18 protein-coding genes and 1 tRNA gene are annotated in these 20197 nt (G+C 67.7%); 8 read left to right on the forward strand and 11 right to left on the reverse strand.

Annotated features, from left to right (window positions below; translation table 11 throughout):
* The first annotated feature begins 33 nt into the window (after positions 1-33).
* The 6 genes from KF689_01435 to KF689_01460 all read left to right on the forward strand — a co-directional run bounded on the left by KF689_01435 (position 34) and on the right by KF689_01460 (position 6202).
* Positions 34-1785: a glutamine--tRNA ligase/YqeY domain fusion protein gene (locus KF689_01435; GenBank protein ID MBX3132032.1), complete on the forward strand. Its 1752-nt coding sequence runs from the start codon at positions 34-36 to the stop codon at positions 1783-1785.
* A gap of 172 nt (positions 1786-1957) precedes the next feature.
* A tRNA-Gln gene (locus tag KF689_01440) sits at positions 1958-2030 on the forward strand.
* A 182-nt stretch (positions 2031-2212) separates the two neighbouring features.
* Positions 2213-2941, forward strand: coding sequence for a DUF1080 domain-containing protein (locus KF689_01445; GenBank protein ID MBX3132033.1), 729 nt, complete (start codon positions 2213-2215; stop codon positions 2939-2941).
* A 20-nt stretch (positions 2942-2961) separates the two neighbouring features.
* A complete protein-coding gene (locus KF689_01450; protein ID MBX3132034.1) occupies positions 2962-4149 on the forward strand; it encodes a nucleoside permease in 1188 nt (395 codons plus the stop codon).
* Positions 4150-4157: 8 nt separating this feature from the next.
* Positions 4158-5504 carry a Gfo/Idh/MocA family oxidoreductase gene (locus KF689_01455; protein MBX3132035.1) on the forward strand — a complete coding sequence of 449 codons (1347 nt, stop codon included), beginning with the start codon at positions 4158-4160 and terminating at the stop codon, positions 5502-5504.
* A gap of 38 nt (positions 5505-5542) precedes the next feature.
* A complete protein-coding gene (locus tag KF689_01460; GenBank protein MBX3132036.1) occupies positions 5543-6202 on the forward strand; it encodes a copper homeostasis protein CutC in 660 nt (219 codons plus the stop codon).
* Here KF689_01460 and KF689_01465 read toward each other — a convergent pair.
* The gene (locus KF689_01465) at positions 6180-7418 is read right to left on the reverse strand and encodes a Gfo/Idh/MocA family oxidoreductase (protein ID MBX3132037.1); all 1239 of its coding nucleotides are present in this window, start codon (positions 7416-7418) and stop codon (positions 6180-6182) included. The genes KF689_01460 and KF689_01465 overlap by 23 nt on opposite strands.
* A 94-nt stretch (positions 7419-7512) precedes the next feature.
* On the opposite strand from KF689_01465, the gene KF689_01470 reads away from it, so the two are divergent.
* Positions 7513-8568 (forward strand): COX15/CtaA family protein, encoded by a 1056-nt coding sequence (locus tag KF689_01470; protein MBX3132038.1) that lies wholly within the window; start codon positions 7513-7515, stop codon positions 8566-8568.
* A 17-nt stretch (positions 8569-8585) separates the two neighbouring features.
* Here KF689_01470 and KF689_01475 read toward each other — a convergent pair whose 3' ends face one another.
* Together KF689_01475 and KF689_01480 are read right to left on the reverse strand one after the other, a co-directional pair.
* Complete coding sequence (locus KF689_01475; protein MBX3132039.1) at positions 8586-9188, reverse strand: gluconate 2-dehydrogenase subunit 3 family protein; 603 nt, start codon at positions 9186-9188, stop codon at positions 8586-8588.
* Position 9189: 1 nt separating this feature from the next.
* Positions 9190-10902 (reverse strand): GMC family oxidoreductase, encoded by a 1713-nt coding sequence (locus tag KF689_01480; protein MBX3132040.1) that lies wholly within the window; start codon positions 10900-10902, stop codon positions 9190-9192.
* Positions 10903-11067: 165 nt separating this feature from the next.
* Between KF689_01480 and KF689_01485 the strand changes: the two genes are divergently transcribed.
* Positions 11068-11553, forward strand: coding sequence for an Hsp20/alpha crystallin family protein (locus tag KF689_01485; protein MBX3132041.1), 486 nt, complete (start codon positions 11068-11070; stop codon positions 11551-11553).
* Positions 11554-11611: 58 nt separating this feature from the next.
* Here the strand turns inward: KF689_01485 and KF689_01490 are convergent, their stop codons facing one another.
* The 8 genes from KF689_01490 to KF689_01525 all read right to left on the reverse strand — a co-directional run bounded on the left by KF689_01490 (position 11612) and on the right by KF689_01525 (position 20185).
* Positions 11612-12004 carry a DUF1801 domain-containing protein gene (locus KF689_01490; protein MBX3132042.1) on the reverse strand — a complete coding sequence of 131 codons (393 nt, stop codon included), beginning with the start codon at positions 12002-12004 and terminating at the stop codon, positions 11612-11614.
* Between the two features lies 1 nt (position 12005).
* Positions 12006-12380 carry a hypothetical protein gene (locus KF689_01495; protein MBX3132043.1) on the reverse strand — a complete coding sequence of 125 codons (375 nt, stop codon included), beginning with the start codon at positions 12378-12380 and terminating at the stop codon, positions 12006-12008.
* Complete coding sequence (locus KF689_01500; protein MBX3132044.1) at positions 12370-13227, reverse strand: c-type cytochrome; 858 nt, start codon at positions 13225-13227, stop codon at positions 12370-12372. Before KF689_01500 ends, KF689_01495 begins: the two co-directional genes overlap by 11 nt.
* A gap of 13 nt (positions 13228-13240) precedes the next feature.
* On the reverse strand, positions 13241-13657 hold the full coding sequence (locus tag KF689_01505) for a DUF1801 domain-containing protein (GenBank protein ID MBX3132045.1): 417 nt from the start codon (positions 13655-13657) through the stop codon (positions 13241-13243).
* Between the two features lie 109 nt (positions 13658-13766).
* The gene (locus KF689_01510; protein MBX3132046.1) at positions 13767-14909 is read right to left on the reverse strand and encodes a hypothetical protein; all 1143 of its coding nucleotides are present in this window, start codon (positions 14907-14909) and stop codon (positions 13767-13769) included.
* 34 nt (positions 14910-14943) lie between these two features.
* Positions 14944-16404, reverse strand: a complete 1461-nt coding sequence (locus KF689_01515) for a TolC family protein (GenBank protein ID MBX3132047.1) — start codon at positions 16402-16404, stop codon at positions 14944-14946.
* A gap of 4 nt (positions 16405-16408) precedes the next feature.
* A complete protein-coding gene (locus tag KF689_01520; protein ID MBX3132048.1) occupies positions 16409-17971 on the reverse strand; it encodes an ABC transporter permease in 1563 nt (520 codons plus the stop codon).
* Between the two features lie 1386 nt (positions 17972-19357).
* Positions 19358-20185: a sugar phosphate isomerase/epimerase gene (locus tag KF689_01525; GenBank protein MBX3132049.1), complete on the reverse strand. Its 828-nt coding sequence runs from the start codon at positions 20183-20185 to the stop codon at positions 19358-19360.
* Positions 20186-20197: the final 12 nt, after the last annotated feature.

Raw genomic sequence — 20197 nt, forward strand, 5'->3', positions numbered from 1 at the left:
CGGTACCCGGAGTGAGGGAAGCAGCGTGGGCGAGTGACCTCAGACGCAGGCCAGTCGGTTAGATTCCCTGCGTCTTCAGTCTCCCGCCTCGTGACCGATTCCGCTCCTACCCGATCCCTGGATTTCATCCGCGAACTCGTCGCCGAGGACGTGGCCACCGGCCGTTTCGGCCGTGCGCCCGCGACGCGCTTCCCCCCGGAGCCGAACGGCTTCCTGCATATGGGGCACGCGAAGTCCATCTGTCTCAACTTCGGCATCGCCAAGGAATACGGCGGCAGCTGCAACCTGCGCTTCGACGACACCAACCCGCTCACGGAAGACGTGCGCTACGTGGAGTCGATCAAGCGCGACGTGCAGTGGCTGGGCTTCCAGTGGACGAACGAGTTCTACGCCTCGGATTACTTCGAGCGGCTGTACGAGATCGCCGAATTGCTGGTCACGAAGGGCAAGGCCTACGTGGACGACCAGACCGAAGAGGAGATTCGGACGAACCGCGGCACGGTGACGTCGGCCGGCACGCCCTCGCCGTGGCGCGAGCGCAGCGTGGACGAGAACCTCACGCTGCTGCGCGGGATGAAGGCCGGCGAGTTCCCCGATGGCTCCAAGGTGCTGCGCGCCAAGATCGATATGGCGCACCCGAATATGATTATGCGCGATCCGCTGCTGCTGCGGATCCGCCGCGACGCGCACCATTACCGTCGCGGCACGGACTGGAAGATCTTCCCGTTCTACGACTTCGCGCACGGCCTGAGCGACGCGATCGAGGGCATCACGCGTTCGCTGTGCACGCTGGAGTTCAAGGACAACCGCGAGATCTACGACTGGCTGGTGCGTGAGGCGGGCTTCGAGAACCCGCCGACGCAGATCGAGTTCGCGCGCCTGGAGCTGGACTACACAGTGCTCAGCAAGCGCAAGCTGCTGCGCCTCGTGAACGACGGCCACGTCACCGGTTGGGACGATCCGCGGATGCCGACGATCGCCGGGCTGCGGCGACGTGGCGTGCGGCCGGAGGCGATCCGCGACTTCGCCGAGACGATCGGCGTGGCGCGGAAGGATGCGCGCGTGGAGATCGCAATCTTCGAGCACGCGGTGCGCAACGATCTGAATATGGAAGTGCCGCGCGTGCTGGCCGTGCTCAAGCCGCTCAAGGTGGTCCTCACGAACTATCCCGAGGGCCAGACGGAGATGCTCGAAGCGCAGAACTATCCGCACGACGTGCCCAAGACCGGCACGCGGCAGATCCCGTTCTCGCGCGAGCTGTTCATCGACGCCGACGACTTTATGGAGAATCCGCCAAAGAAGTTCTTCCGGCTCTCGCCGGGGAACGAGGTGCGGCTGCGCTTCGGCTACATCATCAAGTGCGAAGAGGTCGTGAAGGACGCCGCCGGCAACATCGTGGAGTTGCGCTGCAGCTATGATGCCGAGACCAAGAGCGGCGGCGCCAACAGCGATCGGAAGGTGAAGGGCACGATCCAGTGGGTGTCGGCGGCGCACGCGCTGAGCTGCGAGGTGCGGCTCTATGATCGCCTGTTCTCGCTGCCCGATCCGGACGACGTGCCCGAGGGCCAGGACTTCATCAGCGCGCTGAATCCCGACTCGCTGGTGGTGATTCCCGACGCGAAGGTGGAGCCGACGGTGGCGAAGGACGCGATCGGCAGCCGCTACCAGTTTGAGCGCGTGGGCTACTTCTACTCCGAGCCCGAGGATTCCACGCGGGAGAAGCTCGTGTTCAACCGGATTGTGGGCCTGCGCGACTCGTGGGCGAAGGAAGTGAAGAAGGGCTGAGTGCAGGGCGTGCTGCTGCCGGACGCCACGAATGGCGGAACGGCGGGCCGACACACGGCACCTCGCGCTGCAAGTTGCTGCCGCGCAGCGACTTGCGCCGTTCTCGGCGGGGTTGCTCAGGGGGGCCCGCCCGCTTAGGTTTCGTGTCTCTGCGGAAGCACGCGGAGAGTACTGCCCCTTAGCTCAACTGGCAGAGCGCCTGACTCTGGATCAGGAGGTTCCAGGTTCGAAACCTGGAGGGGCAACTGAGGACGGATGACGGAAGACGAATGCTTGACGGCGGGTGGATCCTTGGGGATTCGCCCGCCTTCTGCGTTGGCGGCCTCGCTTGCGGCCTCGCATCCTTTGCGCTTCCGACTCGGGCTCTTAGGGCGCATCTTCCCCGCGTGGGTTCGTGCGTGGTTTCCCCTCCAGCCCCTGACGCGTGATGCTTCCCCCCGCTTTCAGTCGCAGCCTGGCTGCGGCCTCACGTTCGTCGCTCGTGGTGCTGGCCGTGCTGCTCGCGGCCTGCGCCCCTGTCCGAAGCGCCGGCGAGCTTGCCAGTGCCTCCGCCGCGCAACCGGGCGTGTGGATCGACCTCCAGCGCGCCGATGCCTGGCGCGGGTACCGCAGCGAGACACTCCCCGAGGGCTGGGAGTTCGACGACGCCACCAAGGAGCTCACGCGCCGCCGCGGGACGGACATCATCACGCGGCAGCAGTTCTCCCGCTTCGAGCTTGAGGTCGAATGGAAGGTCGGGCCGCGCGGCAACAGCGGCATCTTCTACTGGGCCACGGAAGACACGCGGGTGATCTACGAGAACGCTCCGGAGATGCAGATCCTCGACAACGGCGGCCACCGGGACGGCAGCACCCCGGCCACCAGCGCCGGCGCCAACTATGCACTGCACGCGCCCGTCCGCGACGTGACGCGGCCGGTGGGTGAGTGGAACGCGGCTCGCGTCGTCGCGCGCGGCGATACCGTCGAGCACTGGCTGAATGGCGTCAAGCTGCTCGAGTACGTCGCTGGCTCGCCGGAGTGGCAGCGGCTCGTCGCGGACTCGAAGTTCAACGCCTGGCCGTCCTACGGAAAGGCGCGGCGCGGGCACATCGGGCTGCAGGACCACGGCGACGTAGTATCGTTCCGCCGGATGCGCGTGCGGGAGCTGGCCCCGTGATCAAGTCCCGTCTCGCGGTGATGATGTTCCTCCAGTACTTCGTCTGGGGCAGCTGGTTCGTGACGATGGGCACCTACCTCGGCCAGACGCTGCGCTTCAGCGACCAGCAGATCGGCTTGGCCTACGGCGCGACGGCCATCGCGGCGTTGATCTCGCCGTTCTTTATGGGAATGGTCGCCGACCGCTTCGTGAATTCGGAGAAGCTGCTCGGCGTGCTGCACCTGGCCGGCGGGGCGTTGATGTGGTTCGTCGCGCAGCAGGCGGACTTCAGCACGTTCTATCCGGTGCTGATCGTGTACGCGGTCTGCTATATGCCCACGCTGTCGCTGTCGAATGCAGTGGCCTTCCACCACATCAAGGATCCGGCCAAGGAGTTCCCGGCCATCCGTGTGCTCGGCACCATCGGTTGGATCGCCGCGGGCATCGTGGTGGGCAAGGTGCTGAAGGCCGACGCGATGGCCCTGCCGATGCAGCTGGCCGCCGGCGCGAGCCTCGCGCTGGGCCTGTTCTCCTTCGCGCTGCCGGCCACGCCGCCCAAGGGGGCGGGCCGCGCCTTCAGCGCCCGCGACGCCTTCGGGCTCGACGCCCTCAAGCTGCTGCGACACCACGACTTTTTCGTGTTCGTGCTCGCGAGCTTCCTGCTCTGCGTGCCGCTGCAGTTCTACTACACCTTCACGAACCTCTACCTGAACGAGATCGGCGCGCCGGACCCGGCCTTCATCCAGACCTTCGGGCAGATGAGCGAGATCTTCTTCCTCATCGCGCTGCCGGTGTTCCTGATGCGCTTCGGCATCAAGACGGTGCTGATGGTGGGGATGCTGGCGTGGGCGGCGCGCTACTTCGCCTTCGCCGGTGGCGACGCTGGCCCGGGGATGTGGATGGTGTACGTCGGCATCCTGCTGCACGGCGTGTGCTACGACTTCTTCTTCGTGGCTGGCCAGATCTACACCGACCAGCGCGCCGGCGAGAGCATCCGCGGCGCGGCGCAGGGCTTCTTCAACTTCGTCACTAACGGCCTCGGCTACTTCGTGGGCGCGATGATCTCGGGCTGGGTCGTGAACCGCTACGCGACCATCGACGACGTCGGTGGCGTGACGCTGCACGACTGGTCCAAGATCTGGCCGATTCCGGCGTATATGGCCCTGGCCGTCGCCGTGTTGTTCCTCCTGCGCTTCAAGAGTCCGTCCAAGTCTCCCGCCACCAACTGAGGATCACGATGTCTCGTGAACGAACCGTGGACCGCCGTACCGTCGTGGGCGGCCTCGCCGCCGCCGGCGCACTCGCCGCCATCCCGCGGCCGCTGCAGGCGCTAGGCGAACGCAGCGCGCAGCCGAACCAGAAGCTGCGCATCGCCTGCATCGGTGTGGGCGGGATGGGTCACTCTGACGTACGCGGAGTCAGCGGCGAGCAGTTGGTGGCCTTCGCCGACGTGGACTGGCGGGCCGCCGAACGCGCCTTCCGGGAGTTCCCGAATGCCAAGCGCTACAAGGACTTCCGCGAGATGCTCGAGAAGGAGCGCAACAACATCGATGCGGTGACGGTCTCGACGCCGGACCACACGCACGCCGTGGCCGCGATGATGGCGCTCAAGATGGGCAAGCACGTGTACTGCCAGAAGCCGCTGGCGCGCCTCATCGGCGAGTGCCGCGCGCTCTCCGCCGAGGCCGCGCGGCGCCCGCGGCAGGCGACGCAGATGGGCAACCAGGGCCACGCGCAGGAGGGCATCCGCCTCATCCGCGAGTGGGTGGAGGCCGGCGTCATCGGCGACGTGGAGAAGATCGACTACTGGACCAATCGCCCGATTTGGCCGCAGGCGCTGAACCGGCCGACGCAGGCGCACAACGTGCCGCCGACGATGGACTGGAATCTCTGGCTCGGCCCCGCCGCCGAGCGGCCGTACAGCCCGGCCTACGCGCCCTTCAACTGGCGCGGCTGGTGGGATTTCGGTACCGGCGCGATGGGCGATATGGCCTGCCACATTATGGACGCGGCGTACTGGGTGCTGGGGCTCAAGTATCCCTCGCGCGTGACGCCGGAGGCGACGCAGCTCTTCGCCGAGACGGCGCCGGCGTCGGAGCGCATCACCTATGAGTTCCCGGCGATCGGCGCGCGCAAGGCGGTGACGCTGGTGTGGCGCGACGGCGGCATCCTGCCGCCGAAGCCGGCGGGTTGGCCCGATTCACTCGACTGGCCCTACTCGGCCACGGGCGGCCAACTCTGGTATGGCAGCAAGGGAATGATCGTCGCGGGCACGTACTCGGAGAACCCGCGCCTCGTGAACGACCAGGCCTGGGCGGACCTGCGCGCGAACCCCGTGCCGCAGAAGTATCCGCGCACGGGCGGCGTGTACCAGGAGTGGATCGAGGCCTGCAAGAACGGGACGCAGCCGGGCTCGAGCTTCGCCGGCTACGCGGCGCCGATGACGGAGATGATCCTCGTCGGCTGCCTCGCGGCGCGGATGGGACAGGTGCTGGAGATCAACCCGGACACGGGCGCGATCACCAACGTCACGCCGCCGAGCGAGTGGGTGAATCCAGTGTATCGGGCGGGGTGGGCGCTGTAGAGCAAGACGGAAGACGGAAGACTGAAGGCGGAAGAGACGTGGAACTGCGACGTCCGTTCATCGAGGCCTACGTCGAGACATCGGCGCAGGCCTCGGCTGCTGTAGCGGCGGGGGCGAATCGGATTGAGCTCTGTGGGGCTGGTGAGGGTGGGGTGACGCCTTCGGTTGCGACGCTGGATGCCGTGGTGCGGGAGGTAGTTGTGCCGGTGCACGCGATGGTCCGACCGCGTGCGGGGGACTTCGTATACTCTGCGGACGAGTTTGAGGCGATGCGGCGCGCGCTACCGCGATTGCGGGAGCACGGAGCGCGTGGGGTCGTGTTCGGTGTGTTGCGCGAGGACGGGCGTCTCGATGCCGAACGGATGGGAGAACTCGTCGCGCTCTGCGATGGGTTGCGCGTGGTCTGCCACCGCGCCTTCGACGCCACGCCCGGCGCAGACGAGTCACTCGAGCAACTCGTCGCGCTGGGTGTGCACGAAGTGCTCACGAGCGGGCAGGCGCCGACCGCACTGGAAGGTGCGGCTACGCTACAGCGTCTGCTGGTGCGCGCGGCGGGGCGCATCGAGATTCTCGCGGGCGGCGGTGTACGGCCGCACAATGTGCGCGAGCTGCTTACGCAAACGGGCGTGCACCGTGTGCACGCCCGCGCGTTCGACGCTCAGGTCATCGCGGGAATCAGGGCTTCCACGTCCCCTTAGCGACCTTCGGGACGTAGCGGTCGATGCCGCGGTTGGGATACGCCAGCGTCTGGCCCTGCTCGGCCGAGCGATACGCCGTCATCAGCATCTTCACGACCTCCACGCCATCGGCGAAGTCCAGCATCGCCTTCTCCTTGCCCTGGAAGACGCGCACGAAGTGGCGGTCCTCGGCGGTGTAGCCGTAGGCCGCGTACTCCTCGGGCACCACCGGCATCACGCCCTGTTCGGCGTTCTGCTTCTCGACCAAGTCCTCGCCGGCGCGGCCGGTGACCTCGCGAGAGAAGAAGAGGTTGAGGCCGGAATCCAACGAATTCCACTTCATCGAGTACTCGGGGCCGAGGAGCTCGGCCGAGAGGCGCAGGCCCGCGCCGACGAAGCTCCACGACGTGGACGCTTCGCCGATGACCTTGTAACCATCGCTGGTCTTGAACTCGATGAGGATGCTGGCGTAGTCCTCGCTGGGGCGCTTGTTGTAGTCAATGCTGCGGCCCATCTCCCGCTGGAGCTTCTTGGCGTAGGCAGGCCGTGACCACTTGAGCGAGGCGATGTGGCCGGTGACGCGCACGGGCTTCACGCTGGAGAGCGGCTTGCCTGGCTCGGTGAGCAGGTGGCGCACGACCAGCGCTGAGTGGCACATCATATCGTTGAGCACCCCGCCGCCTTGCAGCACGCCGTTCCAGAACCAAGGCGCGTGCGGGCCACTGTGCTCCTCGGCGGCGCGGGCGAGGTAGGGGCGGCCGGTGGTGGCGGCGCCGCGGGCCCAAATCAGCTTCTTGCCTGCCTCGACGTGCGGTGCGAAGAGCTGGTTCTCGAGGTAGCCCGTCTTGAGGCCGACGCTCTTCACGAGGCGGTGCACCTCCTCGGCCTCGGCGACGTTGCGGGCCAGCGGCTTCTCGCAGGCAATGCCCTTGAGCGAGCCCTTGCCCGACTTGATGGCGTGGACGATCTCTTCGACGTTCTCGAGGCGGGCTTGGTTGGGGCCGCAGAGCCAGAGGGCATCGATGCGCGGGTCGGCGACCATCGCCGTGATGCTCTTGTAGGCCTTGGCCTGGCCGACGTCGAGCTCACGGGCCAGCTTGGCTGCGCTGGCGGCGTTGCTGCCGTTGGGCGACCAGACGCCGAGCACGTCGGCATCGCGGACGCCCTGCCAGCCTTGGATGTGGAAGCGGGTGTTGAAGCCCGAGCCGATGAAGCCGACGCCGAGGGGAGCGCTCATAAGTTGGACAAGGACTGAAGACGGAGGAGGGAAGGTGGACGAGTATTAGAGATAGCACCGACGCGGCCTCCTGACTATCGTCAAGGCACCCCCGATGACCGCTGATCTCGCCCCCGCCGTGCCGCAGGTCGCGCTCCGCCGCTGGATGCTCGTGAGCATCGCGGCGGTGTTTCTCGCCGTGAGCGTGGGCGGGATCACGCGGCTGACCGAGAGCGGACTCTCGATCACCGAGTGGAAGCCGGTGAGCGGTGTGCTCCCGCCGATGAACGACGCGGCCTGGGAACGTGAGCTCGAACTGTTCCGGCAGATTCCGCAGGCGCAGACGACGCACGCCGGCATCACGATGGGCGAGTTCAAGTTCATCTACTGGTGGGAGTGGTTCCACCGGATCGTGGCGCGCGGTGTGGGACTGGTGTTCGCCGTGCCGTTCCTCTGGTTCTGGGTACGGAAGCAATTGCCGCGGCACCTCTTCTGGCGCCTCTCGTGGCTGCCCGTGCTGACGTTGGCTCAGGGTTTCCTCGGTTGGTATATGGTGCAGAGCGGGCTCGCCCAGCGCACCGAGGTGAGCGCCGTGCGCCTGGCGATGCACCTCACGCTGGCGCTGGCAATCCTCGTCGTGGCGCTCTGGACCTGGGCGGACCTGCGTGAGCGGCCGGCCATCGACGTCCCGGATCCGCGCTGGGAGCGCGCGTCCCGCTGGCTCACCACGCTTATCGCGTTCACCATCGTCACCGGTGCCTTCGTGGCCGGCCTGCGCGGGGGCAAGGTGTACAACACCTGGCCGCTGATGGGCGAGAGCTGGTTCCCGCAGGGCTACGCGCAGTTCTCGAGCTGGTGGTACAACGCGGTGGAGAATCCCATCGCGGCGCAGTTCCACCACCGGATGCTGGCGTACTTCACGACGGCCGCGGCGTTCGTGTTCGGCCTGGTGGCGGAACGTCAGCTGCGCGGGGACGCGCGGCGCGCGACGCGGCTGGTCGCGGCCGCCGTGTTGCTGCAGGTGAAGGTGGGGATCGTGACGCTGCTGCTGGCCGTGCCGGTGTGGCTCGGGGCGCTGCACCAGTTCGTGGGCGTGGCGACGCTTAGCGTGGCGGTGCTGGCCGTGCATCGGCTGCGGTACCCTGACGGAGTCCCGTCAGGGAGCGTCTAGGGCTCGCCGGCGCCGCGTCAGCGGTTGCGCTCCAACCAGGCGACGACGTTCGGCGGCGTCCCCACCCATTCGGCCACCGGCCGATTCCCGATGAAGCCGAGATCGGCGATGCCGATGCGGCTGGTCCAGAAGCCGCTCGACGTCAGGTTGCGGAAGCGCGTGAAGAACTCGACGCCGGGCCGGTCCTGCGCACGGGCGCGCCGCGGGTAGGCGATGGCGTCGAGCACCTCGCGGCGCTGGACATCGGTGCAGGAGATGAAGCCCGCGTTGAAGCGTCGCCGGCACTCGGCGTTCACCCACGCGAGGCCGTCCTTCATCCAGGTGCGGTTGCTCGCGTACTCGCCGAGGATGAAGTCCATAAACTGCGGCACGCCGGCCTCGCTCGCGGAGCCCGAACGGCCGTCGCGAGGGATCACGTAGTCCACGAGCAACCGCACGAGGCGGTATTCGTCGACGGTGAATTGCTGCGGGACGTACTGCCGCCCCTGTTGCTGCTGCTCGGCTGCGACCGCGTCGTGCGCGTGCGCGGCGGCGGCCTCGAGTCCTTCGCGCGGGATGGCCAACGCGGCGGCGCCGGCGGCCACGCTGGCGAGCATTTCCCGACGGTTGAAGTCGCTCATCCTAGAGCCTCCCCGCACGGCGCTGTTCGGTGATGTAGGCGCTGGTGCGCATCGCCAGGGCCATAATGGTCCAGGTCGGATTCTTGTCCGCTTGGGATACGAAGGGTCCACCGTCGGCAAGGAACAGGTTGTCGCAGTCCCAGGCCTGGCAGTTGCGGTTGAGCGCGGAGTCGCGCTCGCTGTTGCCCATCCGCACGCCGCCGAGTTCGTGGATGATGGCGCCGCCGTTGGCGATGCCGTAGCCCTGCTCGCGCGTCGGCATCGCGCTCCAGACCTCGCCGCCCATCTCGGCGATCAAGGCGCGGAAGGTCTCCTGCATATGCTTGACCTGCAGGTACTCCGAGTCGCGCCACTCCCAGTGAAACCTCAGCACCGGAATGCCCCACTTGTCGGTGACGACGGGGTCGAGCTCGCAGAAGGTCTTGTCGTTGGCCACCATCTCGCCGCGGCCGGAGAAGCCGACCGTCGCGCCCCAGTACTTGCGGTATTGCTGCTTGAGCTCGGGTCCGTAGCCGCCGCCTTCGGGGTAGCGCTCGATGCCGCCCATAAAGCCGTAGGTCGGCATTCCCAGCCCGCCCCAGACCTCGATGTGGTAGCCGCGCGGGAAGTCGAGCTTCGCGTTGTCCAGCCACCACGGCATCATAATGTGGTTGCCGCCCACGCCGTCGGCGTTGTGGCGCGGCACGTCCACCAGCGACGGGATGAATCCGGCGACGTCCGTGCCGGTGGTGTCGGTGATGTACTTGCCGAGTACGCCGCTCGAATTGGCCAGGCCCTGCGGATGCCGCGAGGACTTGGAGTTCATCAGGATGCGCGCGCTCTCGAGCGCGCTCGCCGCGAGCACGACGATGCGGCCGCGGATGTGCTTGTCTTCGCCGGTGGTCTTGTCGATGTAGCTGACGCCGGTGGCGCGACCGTCCTCGCCCGTGGTGACCTCGCGTGCCATCGCGTCGGTGATCAGCGTGAGCCGCCCCGTGCGCAGGGCGGGGAAGATCAGCACGTTGCCCGAAGAGAAGTTGCTGTTGGTCATACAGCCGCGATTGCACTGCCCGCAGTAGTGGCAGGGCGCGCGGCCGTTGTGCGGCTTGGTGATGATCGAGAGCCGCGCCGGGATGCAGGTGATGCCCATCCGGTCGCAGGCTTCCTTGACGCGGCGCTCGTAGTAGCGCGGTGCCGGCGCGGGGTGGAAGATGCCGTCCGGTTCGTTCGGCAGGCCCTCGACCGAGCCGAAGATGCCGATCAGGCGATCGACCTCGTCGTACCAGGGCTTGACGTCCTCGTAGGTGATGGGCCAGTCGTCGCCCATCCCGTCAATGGACTTGCGGCGGAAGTCGTCCGGCCCGAAGCGCAGCGAGATGCGGCCCCAGTGGTTCGTGCGGCCGCCGACCATCCGCGCGCGCCACCAATCGAAGCGCGTGCCCTCGGCCTTGGTGTAGGGCTCGCCCGGGATCTGCCAGCCGCCGATGCAGGCGTCCCACTCGCCGAACGGTCGGTCCGGCGTGGACGCGCCGCGGCGCGGCGAGTCGTAGGGCATCTTGAGCATCGCCGAGTACTGGGAGCTGGTATTGTCCCAGTGGCCACCGGCTTCGAGGAGGGCGACGCGGGCGCCGGCCTTGGTGAGTTCGTAGGCGGCCATTCCGCCGCCGGCGCCGGAGCCGACGATCACGACGTCGTAGGGCTCGGGCTGCCGCGTTTGCGAGGGGGATTGAGGCATAGGTATAGAATGCACCAATCGCTCGGCGCGCGTCAGGGGAGTCGCCTACGGGGAGTGCCCTAGGGGCGAGAATCCAGCAATGCCTGACGCCAGTTGCGTCCGGCACCCGACAGCGTGGCGAGGAATGCGTGCGCATCGTATGGGCACTCCAACGGAGGGAGTACGATGTCACCACTCATCAAGGATGCGCCCGCGTCGCCGACCCGGGAGCTTGCGACGATGCGGAACCGGATCCGCCGGTTCTTCGAGGAACCGTTCGGGCTTGACTTCGCGATGAGCCCACGCGCCGATCGGCGCTTCGACGTGCTGGCTTGGTCGCCGGCAGTCGAGGCCTCGGAGACCCCGACGGAGTATGTCCTCACCGCCGAGCTTCCCGGCCTCTCACCGGAGAACGTCGAGGTGGCGATGGCGGAAGGGGTGCTCACGCTGAAGGGCAAGAAGGAGGAGGAGCGCCGCTCACAAGATGCGGAGCGGACGTATCACCTCTGGGAGCGTGAGTACGGCAGTTTCGAGCGGATCTTCCGGTTCCCGCTCGAGGTCGCGGAGGACAAGGTCTCCGCAGAATTCGCGAACGGCGTGCTGACGGTGAAGGTGCCGAAGCTGCAGCAGCAGAAGGCGCCGCCGCGCACGGTGCCGATCGCGAAGCGGTAGGAGCGGAGCGCCGAAGCGTCGGACGCGCAGGAATGCGCGTCCGACGCTTCGCGCGTCCTTACTTCAGCCGCGCGAGCTTGCCCTTGCTGCGCACGAGGTTCTTGTAGTCCCACTGGATCGCCGCGGCCTTCTTGAGCCAGCGGCGCAGCACCGTCGGCTTGACCTCTGCCGCCGCGTTGAAGAACACCGAGGCGTCCTTGAACTTCCCGCCGATCACGTCGAGGCCCGGCTCGCCAAAGTCGGCGCCGCTCCAGAACATCAGGCGGATGCCGGGCTTCTGCTTGCTGAAGCCGACGATGGGGTTCCCGTCGAGGAACCACACCGGATGCCGATGCCAGATCTTGGACTCGGCGCCAGCCAGCCTGGCGTCGATCTCCTTGGCGAGCAGCGTGCAGACGGCACGATGCGCGGGGTCCTGGTGCTTGATGTAGGCGGCGATGTCCTTGTGCATCCTAGTCCTGTGGGGCGCGCGCCGCTGCGAGGAACACGAGGGCGAACGCGAGGTCGGGGAGGGCGCTGATGGCCATCTGCGCCGGGAGCTGCCCGGCGATGGCGTAGGCGAGAGTCAACGCGAAGAACCCAAGTTTGCCGAGGCCGCCGACGACAAGCAACGGGGCCGGGACGACGCGCTGACGTGCCATCCAGGCGTAGACGCCGCCGAAGAGCGCGATGGTGAAGCCGACTTGGGCGGCGAAGAAGGGACTGACATCGACCGGCACGAACGGTGACGGGCGCCCGAAGGCCAGCGGCGCAAAGATCGCGACGCCCAACCCGTTGAGCCCGACGCTCGCCCACAGCGCGCCGCGGAGCAAGCGGCTACGGTGCACCCGAGCTCTCACCCAGCGCCCGAAGATAGCGGAAGAGCCCTTCCATCTCATCGGCGGTCAGGTGGGCGAAGCGGTTGCGCGAGACGCCGCTCATCATTGGGAGCTCACGTCCGCCCTTGGCCTCGCCGGAGCGCATCAAGTGCGTGAACTCCTCCAACGTGTAGGCCGGCAGGATGCCCGGCAGCGACGGGGAGCCATCGACGCCTTGCATCTCGTGGCCGTGGCATTCCGTGCACATCGTGATGGCGGCGTAGTGCCCGGTGCGCAGCGTGGTGTCGCTGGGCGGGGGCAGCGGCGTCTCCGTCTCGACGTAGTAGCGCGACGGGCGGAACTGCCCAAGCGCGACACCGACGCGTCCGAGCGGACCGAGTTGGAGTGCGCCGTCCATCCCGTCCGTGCTCGGCAACGATCGCAGGAAGGCCAGCAGGCGCGCGAGGTCGTCGTCGGTGAGCGAGCGGAGCATCTCCGCGGGCATCGTGAAGAGCGACGTCGAATCGCCCCGGACGCCGTGGCGCAGCGCCCGCTCCAGCTCGGCGTCCGAGCGCGTGGGCACGAGGCGGGTCAGGTTCGGTGCGACCACCGTGGCGACATTCGGCTCGGAGAAGAACACGCCGCCCTGCAACGCGTCGCCGTGGCAGGCGAAGCAACCACGGGTGCGCGCGATGCGTTCGCCTTCGGCGATGGTCGCCGAATCGTTCGGCAGCGGTTGTGCGAACAGGGGCGCATCGATTGTGTATCGCGCACGAATCGTCCGCTCTGACATCGCGTAGGCTGCCGTCGCCGCGACCAGCACGAGCACGGTCAACGATGCGGCGGCGTAGCCGATCCACTTCAGCAGACGGTTCACGCGGTACCCCGGGTTATGGATAGCGACGCTTGAGCTCGGCCACCGACTCGGCCACGATGCGCTCGAGCACGGTGAGATTCACGTCGGTCAACTGCTTGAAATACAGGCAAGACTTACCGATCCGGTACTTGCCGAGCTTGGGCAGAAGTGCCCGGTTCTTCGCGGTCTCGGCCATCACGTAGACCACGAGGTCCTTTCCGCGGATGGCGAATCCCGCCACCGGCCAGTCGCCCGTGCGCCCCGTGGCATAGGTGTACGTGTACACGCCGAACCCGACGATGCTCGGCCCCCACATCTTCGGGGACTTCCCGGTGACGCGGCGGAGCATCGCGGTGAGCTGCTTGCAGTCCTTCGCCTGCTGGGGCGTCGCTCGGGACTTGATGTACTGCGCGACGCTGGCGTTGGTGGGTTTGGTCTTGGCTTCGGCCATTGGGAGGGGACGTTGGCGGGTGCGGGATAGGACCTCGGCCACCAATAGAACGCCCGAGCATCGCGCCCGCCACTGCCCGCCACTGCCTGCCGCTCTCAGCGCGTACGCGTCACTGCGGCTCCAGCGCGGACGCCGGCACCCGGTACGCGACGATTGTCGGCACGTCATCCTCGTCCCGCTCGATGCTGATCATCGTGCCGTTGCGCAGGAACAGGACGGGACGTGCCGTGCCGAGCGTGACGGTTCGGATGAAGCCCGAATCGAGATGGAAGACGTCGGCCACGGTCGGCTCGTCGCTCAGGACGTCGCGCGTCGCCCAGACGTAGCCGCGCGCGTCGAGCGTCAGGTCGGTGTACGCGGGCATCCGCGGCTCGATGTGCGCCACTTCGAGCAGCCGGTCGGTCGGGATCGTGCAGGGCTTTCGTCCCTGGAGCTGGATGCTGCGTCCCGGACCGAGCTCGCGTGCGGCGAGGGCGCGATCGGTGGGGCGACGGAGCGTGTCACGCGACAGCGCGCGCGGTGCCGCCCGTGGTGTCCGCACGACGATGGTGAACTCGCCAGTCGACGAGACGATGGTGTCGCCGCGCGCGTCCCAGGCAAGGACCGGCTGGAAGACCGGCTCCACGGAGTACCCGATGACGTTGCAGACGGACTCGATCATCCCGGTCTTGGCGGACGGAACGGAGTCGAGGACCTGCCAGGCGTCGGCTGCTTCGGCGAGGAGGCGTGCTCCCCCGCCGCTGCGAGGAGCCGAGCTGCCGACGATTGTTGCGTCGGAGCGAAAGCGAAATCGGAACGGACGTCCCGACGTCGCGACATACTCCTCGCGAAACTGACCCGCTTGGTCGAACACCACGAGCCGACTCTTCTCGGCGTCGAACACGTGCACGGCGCCGTCCGGCGCGACGGCGAGCGTCAAGGGAAACGTGAGCTCCCCGGGACCCGGACCGCGGCGACCCCAGCTCGCGCGCAGCACGCCGCTGGAGTCGAGCACGGCGATGCGCCCGGCGGTCCGGTCGATGACGAAGAGACGGTCCTGCGCGTCGGCGACGACGTCGTTGCGCGTGAGCGTCTCGAAGACCAAGGCCGTGTCATCGACACCGCCGATCTGCCAGAGGCGCTGGATCGGCGATTCTACGAGCGCGTCGGGGTTCGGGGGCTTCGAACCGGAGTCGGCACAGGCGACTAGCAGGCCCGCAGCGCAGATGTGAGCGAGGTAACGCGGCGCATCGGCGAGGCGATCGGTATCCATTCGTGGAGTCGGCATCGTAGTCGTCGCAGCGGCGTCAGCGAATCGGACGCTCGGCGACGAAATCATACATCGTGACGCGCCGGAGCCGATAGTACGCCACCCAGTATCCGCGCAATGACTGCAGGTACTGCAGCAGGGCCTGGTCCTTCTCCGTCTGCGCTTGGTACAGGATGTCCGGCCCGATGCGCCCGATGACATAGCGGTTCTTGGCCACGTCGAAGCGCTTGGCGCCGACCGTGTCAGCCTTCGCCGCAATAGCCAGTTGCCGGCGTGTGAGCGCGAGCTGGAGGGCGGCGAAATGTGCCTCCTGTGCGGTCTGTTCGCGGGTCTGACGCCCGGCGTGCTCAACGCGCTCGCCGTCGAGCTTGGCCGCTTGCATCTGCGCGGTGCGACCGCCCCACTGTACCAGGGGCACGGACACGGCGAGTGTGACGCGCTGCGCTTCGCCGAGGTCGCGATACACGTCGCCGACGCCGCCTAGTGAAGTCTGATTGAACCCCATCGACGCTTGCAGGGTGGCGCCGGCACCGGTGCCGTAGCGCGCTTCCGCAACGCGCCGGTCCGCCTGCGTCTCCTGCAGGTGCAAGTCGGCGATGGTCGCACGATTCCGAAGGGCCTGTTGCACGGCGAGCGTCGTATCAGCACGCAGTTCGGGAACGTCCGCATCCACGACGACCTCGAGCGCCGTACCGACTGGCAGGTTCAGCGCGAGACGCAAGGCCGCCAAGGTCCGGTCCCGCTCCAACCGGGCGCCGTCGAGCGCCACCTGCGCGCGCAGCAGCGCGAGTTCGCTCTGTAGGAGCTCGTTCTCTCCGAGGCGCCCGACCTCGAAGCGCCCGCGGTTGAGCGTATATAGGGTGTCGTTCACTGCCGCGTTCGTTTCGGCGTTCACCAACTGCAGTTGTGCCGTGTAGTAGTCGAAGAACGTATTGGTCGCCTGCACGGCGATATCTTCCATCGCCTCGAGGTACGCGCGCTCGGCGATGTCGGCCCGCAGGTCCTGCTCCCGGGAGTCCCATCGCAGGCGATTCGGCCGGAAAATATCCTGCCGGATGCCCAGCAAGAGCGGCGTCGAGTTCCAAAGCCGGTCGTTGATGCTGCCACCTCGATCGAGGCGCGAGAGGGCGGAGCTCACGAACAGGTCTCCGCCCAACACGGGCAGGCGCTGCGTCAGCGCCATATTCGCCGAGGCCTCGTTCTGCTCCTGCTCACGGTAGACCGTCTGGCCCGTGACCGGGTCAATGACGGGGATGATGGAGCGGTTGTAGGAGGGCGCGTTCCCGGTCAGCGCGAGCTGGGGCAGCAGGCCGGCACCGAATGCGCGGTCCCGAGCCCGCGCCGCGTCCCGCGTCGCCGCCGCCGCCTTGGCCGCGTGGCTCTCGCGCTGCGCCCGCGCCACCGCATCCGCGAGAGAGAATCGCAACGGGGCCTGCGCCCATAGCGGCACGGCCCAGAGCAGCAGGACGGCCGCCACCGGCCGAATCGCTCGTGTCATCGGTTCACTCGTATCGAAGGCAGACCACCGGGTCCTGCCGCGCCGCGCGCCAAGCAGGGACGATGCCGAACACCAACCCCACCGTCAGCGAGACCCCGAAGGCCACCGCCACGGAGACGCCCGACACCATCGTCCGGATCCCGGCGAGGTGCTGGATGCCGACGCTGAGCGCCGTGCCGACCGCGATTCCCGCCACCCCGCCGGCGACGCTGATCAACACCGCCTCGGCAAGGAACTGCGCAAGGATGTCCCGTTGCGTCGCGCCCATCGCGCGGCGCACGCCAATCTCCCGGATCCGCTCGAGGATCGAGGCCAGCATAATGTTCATAATGCCGATGCCGCCAACGATCAGGGAGATGCTCGCGATGGCGCCGAGTACCACGTTGAAGATGGTCTTGGCGCGCTGCTCCTGCTTGAGCAGCAGCTCCGGCACGGTCACCTCGAAGTCCACGACGCCGTTGTGGCGGCGCGTCAGCATCCGGCGCACGACGTCGGCAACCTGCGGTACCTGCCGCGAGTCCGCCACGCGCACCACGATTCGGTCCAACTGGTTCTGGTTTGAGCGCTCGGCGCGCACTTCGGCGGGCGGTTCCTCTGTCTCGGCCGTGGGGGCGCCCGCCGGGCGACTGGCCAACTCGATCTGCGCCTGGGTCACAAGGGCGCGGTTACGGTAGCGCAGCAGCAGCGATTGGACCGGGACGAAGACGTCCATTCCGATGTCGCGGAGGCCGAGCCGCTCGGTGTTCTCGCCGGCCACTTGTCGGTCCGCCAGCACGCCCACCACCGTGAGCCAGGTCTCTCCGACTTTGATGGGCCTGCCAATGGGGTCCTCGGTCGTGAAGAAGCGAGTACGGACGCCGTGGCCGATGATGGCGACGGGCCGCCCCTGCGCCATCTGCTCGGCCGTAAAGTGGCTGCCGCGGGCCAACTGCATATTGAGCAGGCGGAAGTACGCGCTGTCAACGCCGACGACGCGCCCCGACCGGCGGCGGCCTTCGCGCGTGATGGACGTGTTGAGGACGATCTCCGCACTGACCGCATCGACGCCCGGCACGTGGGCACGAATCGCTTCGGCATCGAGGTACGTGAGTCCCGGTGTGAAGCGCTTCGCCTGTCGCGCGTCCTCCTCCTCAGCGGCGCCCTCCTGCTGTTCGACATAGGGCGCGACGAGCACGTTGTTGGCGCCCAATAGCTTCATCTGCTCCAGAATCTCGGCTTCGGCGCCGCGTCCGATCGCGAGCATCGCGATGACGGAGGCCACGCCGAACAGGATGCCGAGCGAGGTCAGGCCGGCGCGCAGGCGATTGTGCGCCACGGCCTCGAGGGCCGTGCGCAACGCAAACAGCGCGTGCGCGGCGAATGCCTGGCCGCGCGCCGTCCAGCGGCCGCCCTCAGGCACCGGGCGGAACGGATCGCGTCGTGGTCGCCGTGTCGCCTGCGGCGGCTGGCGCGCCGCGAGTCGACCCTGGCAAGCGCACGGCCGAGAGCCGATCCGGATTCGGCGGTGGCACCAGCAGCACTTGATCCCCGGCCGACACACCCCGCAGCACGACGACCTCGTTGTCATTCATCACACCGGTCTCGACTTCCTGCCGGATGACGCGCACTCCGCTGCGGCGGAACACGTAGGGCACGTCGTCGATGGTCGTCACGGCCTCGAGCGGCACGGAGAGCGCGTCCGCGAGCCGTGCGGTCCGTACCGCGTTGCTCGTGGTCATCCCGGGCCGCAACGTGGTGTCCGCCCCCGACACCGTGATGCGCACTTCGAAGACCTTGGCATCGGTGTTGGGTCGCTGCTCCCCGACATTGGCGACGCCCGCCACCACGCCTGCGAGCCGCTTCGTCGGATCGGAGTCCAGCGAGATCGTCACCTGCTGCCCGACAGCGACTCGCCGCACGTCGATTTCATTGACGTAGGTGATCGACTCCATTTTCGAGAGGTCCGGAAGCGTCGCCACGTTCGGATCCCAGGGGCCGATCTGCGAGCCCGCGGTGCGCTTCTTGCCGTTCCACTCCTTGACGTAGATCACCATTCCTTCGGATGGCGCGCGGATCGTGAAGCCCTGCGTGACTTGGTCCACGATGGTCAAGAGGTTGCGCTGCCGCTGCACGTCGGCACCGACCTCGTTCATCTTGGCTCGCGCTTGCTCCACCCTCGTCACGTAATCGAGCCGAGCCTGCGCCAGCGCCCGTTGCGCGCGCTCCAGGTCGATCTCCGCCTGCCGCTGCACCGTGGGGGCCTCGTACACCGCCTGCTCACGCGCCAGCCGCCGCTCCTCAAGTGCGAGCTCCATCCCGCGGATGTCTTCCCGCGCTTTCGAGAGATTGAGTGTCGAGTCGAGCATCGCCTGCTCGAACTGCGCCTCCGCCTTCTGCAGCGCCAGCGATACGTCCGAGCGGCGCTGCGCCAGCGAGGAACGATCGAGTTCCGCCACGAAGTCGCCAGCCTTCACGATCGTCCCTTCGGGCACGAGCGTCTGGATGCGGATGTTGAAGGCGTTGGCCTGTTGCATTCCGGGCGGCCCGGCGATCTGCACGAAGGACTGGGCGCGGAGCTCTCCCGCAGTGGTCACCAGCACCGTGAACTCGCCTTGGCGCACCGAAGCCACCAGCGAACTGCCGTCGTCGACCGCAGGGCGTGCCAGCAGCCACGCGCTGGGGACGCCCAGCAGGAGCAGCACCAGCACGATCATCGTCTTGCGGGACTTCGGAAGTCGCACGGATCGCGTCTCGAGAGAGGGGTGGGAGTCCTGCAGGGGGCGGCGCGAATCACCCGCTCCCCTTAGACGTCTGGAGCGCGCCAAGGGTTGCACTGCCCTCCGCTCGCCGCCAGCGACGATGCGGGGGAACCCTTGGCGGCGCATCCCCCTTCACGGACTCTTAATGAAGTGCTAATGCCGCGGCGTGGATTGGCTGACCAGCCCCAGTCCACGCGAAGGCTGACCATCGCCCGTCAGTACCCGAGCCGTCGCAAATACTCGCGCCCCGCCGCCACCGTCGCCCACGCATCCGCCGGCTCGTCGTGCTCCACGAACACGTTGCGCACCCGCCCCTCCAACGCCACCGACAGCAGCCGTCGCCAGTCGATCACACCGTGCCCGACGTCCATCTGCCGGTGATCCGGCGGGCCCGCGGAATCCTTCAGGTGCAGGTGCGTGATGCGATCGCGATGCCGCTGCAGCAACTGGACCGGGTCGTGCCCGGCCTTGAACGCCCAGAAGCAGTCGAGCTCGATGTCCACGTACGCGGGATCGCTGGTCGCGAGCAGCAGGTCCCAGCGCGTCTGCTCGCCGATGCGCTCGAACTCAAAGTCGTGATTGTGGTATCCGGTGCGGATCCCGTGGGCGCTGGCCTGACGGCCGGCGGCGCTGAGGAGGGCGCCGAGTCGCCCAAAGCCCTCGGCGCTGCGCTGGGCAGGTGCGGTCCACGCGACAATCAGATGCTTGTGGCCCATCGCCTGCGCCGTCGCGATCGTGGCATCAATACGCTCAGGCTGCAGCGCCTCGACAGGTACGTGCCACGCCGGCGCCTTGAGGCTGAGGGCGTCGAGCTGCGAGCGCAGCACAGAAGGCGAGCGGCCCCAGTCGCCCCACCACTCGATCTCCTGGTACCCGAGTCTTGCGATTTCGCGCAGCGTCCCTTCCGGATCCGCCCGCATCTCGTTGCGCAGCGTGTACAACTGCACGCCCACGCCGTCGAGCGCCCGCGAAGCCGGGAAGGCGCGCAGCGCGCGGGGGAGGGCGCTGGCGGCAAGCGCCGCGGCACCGAGGGAACGAAGCATCGAGCGGCGGGT

This window comes from Gemmatimonadaceae bacterium (genome assembly GCA_019637355.1).
Taxonomy (GTDB): Bacteria; Gemmatimonadota; Gemmatimonadetes; order Gemmatimonadales; family Gemmatimonadaceae; genus Pseudogemmatithrix.

Bases quoted from the DNA above. Each gene is read 5' to 3' on its own strand.
- KF689_01445 (MBX3132033.1), top strand. From the start codon at position 2,213: ATGCTTCCCCCCGCTTTCAGTCGCAGCCTGGCTGCGGCCTCACGTTCG.
- KF689_01455 (MBX3132035.1), top strand. From the start codon at position 4,158: ATGTCTCGTGAACGAACCGTGGACCGCCGTACCGTCGTGGGCGGCCTC.
- KF689_01485 (MBX3132041.1), top strand. From the start codon at position 11,068: ATGTCACCACTCATCAAGGATGCGCCCGCGTCGCCGACCCGGGAGCTT.
- KF689_01465 (MBX3132037.1), bottom strand. From the start codon at position 7,418: ATGAGCGCTCCCCTCGGCGTCGGCTTCATCGGCTCGGGCTTCAACACC.
- KF689_01525 (MBX3132049.1), bottom strand. From the start codon at position 20,185: ATGCTTCGTTCCCTCGGTGCCGCGGCGCTTGCCGCCAGCGCCCTCCCC.
- KF689_01510 (MBX3132046.1), bottom strand. From the start codon at position 14,909: ATGGATACCGATCGCCTCGCCGATGCGCCGCGTTACCTCGCTCACATC.
- KF689_01470 (MBX3132038.1), top strand. From the start codon at position 7,513: ATGACCGCTGATCTCGCCCCCGCCGTGCCGCAGGTCGCGCTCCGCCGC.
- KF689_01490 (MBX3132042.1), bottom strand. From the start codon at position 12,004: ATGCACAAGGACATCGCCGCCTACATCAAGCACCAGGACCCCGCGCAT.
- KF689_01515 (MBX3132047.1), bottom strand. From the start codon at position 16,404: ATGACACGAGCGATTCGGCCGGTGGCGGCCGTCCTGCTGCTCTGGGCC.
- KF689_01480 (MBX3132040.1), bottom strand. From the start codon at position 10,902: ATGCCTCAATCCCCCTCGCAAACGCGGCAGCCCGAGCCCTACGACGTC.
- KF689_01520 (MBX3132048.1), bottom strand. From the start codon at position 17,971: ATGACAACGAGGTCGTCGTGCTGCGGGGTGTGTCGGCCGGGGATCAAG.
- KF689_01450 (MBX3132034.1), top strand. From the start codon at position 2,962: ATGATGTTCCTCCAGTACTTCGTCTGGGGCAGCTGGTTCGTGACGATG.
- KF689_01505 (MBX3132045.1), bottom strand. From the start codon at position 13,657: ATGGCCGAAGCCAAGACCAAACCCACCAACGCCAGCGTCGCGCAGTAC.
- KF689_01475 (MBX3132039.1), bottom strand. From the start codon at position 9,188: ATGAGCGACTTCAACCGTCGGGAAATGCTCGCCAGCGTGGCCGCCGGC.